The 1,592-nt window shown below is 70.9% G+C and carries 1 protein-coding gene; it reads left to right on the forward strand.

The genetic code is table 11. The features are described from left to right. Positions 1 to 959 (forward strand): HAMP domain-containing sensor histidine kinase (locus VF665_RS03245; protein ID WP_331051968.1); only part of this gene is annotated, 959 nt, incomplete at its 5' end. Positions 960 to 1,592 lie beyond the last annotated feature (633 nt).

The raw sequence follows: 1,592 nt of genomic DNA on the forward strand, positions 1-1,592 counted from the left end.
ACCTCGCGCTGGCGGAGGAACTGGCCCAGCGCTCCGCCGTGGCCATCGACAACGCGCGGCTGTACGGCGAAACGGAAGAGGCGCGTGTGGTGCTGGAGCAGCAGACGGGCGAGCTGGAAGAGGCGCAGGCCGAGATGGAGATGGCCCACGAGGAGCTGCAGAACGCGTACGAGAACCTGGCCGAGCGCACCATGGAGGCCGAGCGCGCCCGCGCCGCCGCGGACGAGGCGAACGCGGCCAAGAGCGCCTTTCTGGCCACCATGAGCCACGAGCTGCGCACCCCGCTCAACGCCATCGCCGGGTACACGCAGTTGATGGAGATGGGGATCCACGGCCCGGTGACGGATGCGCAGCGCGAGGCGCTGGAGAAGATCCACCGCAACCAGACGCACCTGCTGGGGCTCATCAACGACGTGCTGAACTTCGCCAAGATCGAGGCGGGACAGGTGCAGTACCAGATGCGCGAGGTGCCGCTGGACGAGGTGCTGCGGTCGGTGGAGCCGCTGGTGGAGCCGCAGATCCGCGCCCGCGAGCTTCGCTACACCTATGCCGGCGGCGACCCCTGCGTAACGGTATGCGCGGACCGCGACCGGGTGGAGCAGATCGTGTTGAACCTGCTGAGCAACGCCGTCAAGTTCACGGAGCCGCGCGGCTCGGTGCGGCTGGAGTGGACGGTGGACGGAGGTACGGCGCGCATCTCGGTGCGCGACACGGGGCGGGGGATTCCGGAAGACAAGATGGACGCGATCTTTGAGCCTTTCGTACAGGTGGATCCGGCGCTGACGCGCGCGGCGGAGGGCACGGGGCTGGGGCTGGCCATCAGCCGCGATCTGGCCCGCGCCATGAAGGGCGACCTGGTCGTGGAAAGCCGCGAGGGCGAGGGAAGCACCTTCACCCTCACCCTCCCCCTCGGCCGCCCCGTGCAGGCCGCTCAGGCCGAGCAGGACGCCGCGGACTGAGCATCGGCCGGAACGCCGTTGCCGCACCAAGCTCTCCTGAGCGGATGAATCCGCCGCAACAACGGCGGAAAGTCCCCCCAAACGGACGGGGGGACTTCACCTGCACGTCGGCAAAGGCCCCGGTGCGAATTCTCCCCTCTCCGCGCGGCTGTTTGCACGGGGAGGGGCCGGGGGTGCGGCCCGCACCGGCCTCCCTGAGCGGATAAATCCGCCGCTCTGAAAGCGGGAAGCCCCGACTCGTGGCCGCTGTCGCGTCCACGAGTCGGGGCTTCAACTGCATCGGGGGCGCACCCCGGCGGTGGCGAGCAGTCCGCGCAGGCGGACTTCGTGTCGTTCGAGGCGCGGTTTCAACCGCCGGGCGACGTGTCAGGCGCACGCCGCCCCCCGCCCTCGCACCGCTCTGCACGGAACCAGGCGACGCACTCCGCCCCTGTCCCACAACGATCTCCCTGCGATGCCGCGGACGCGCGCCGACCTCCGCCCCCGCGCCGAACGGCTCCCCCTCTCCCGCGGAGCGGGCGGAGGGGGCTGGGGGGAGGGGGCCTCCGTCCGCCGCATCGGCACCGACCGAACCACACCGACCTGCTGTTCTCCCCTCTCCGTGCGGCTGTTTGCACGGGGAGGGGCCGGGGG

The sequence above is a fragment of the Longimicrobium sp. genome, assembly GCF_036387355.1.
Classification (GTDB): Bacteria; Gemmatimonadota; Gemmatimonadetes; order Longimicrobiales; family Longimicrobiaceae; genus Longimicrobium.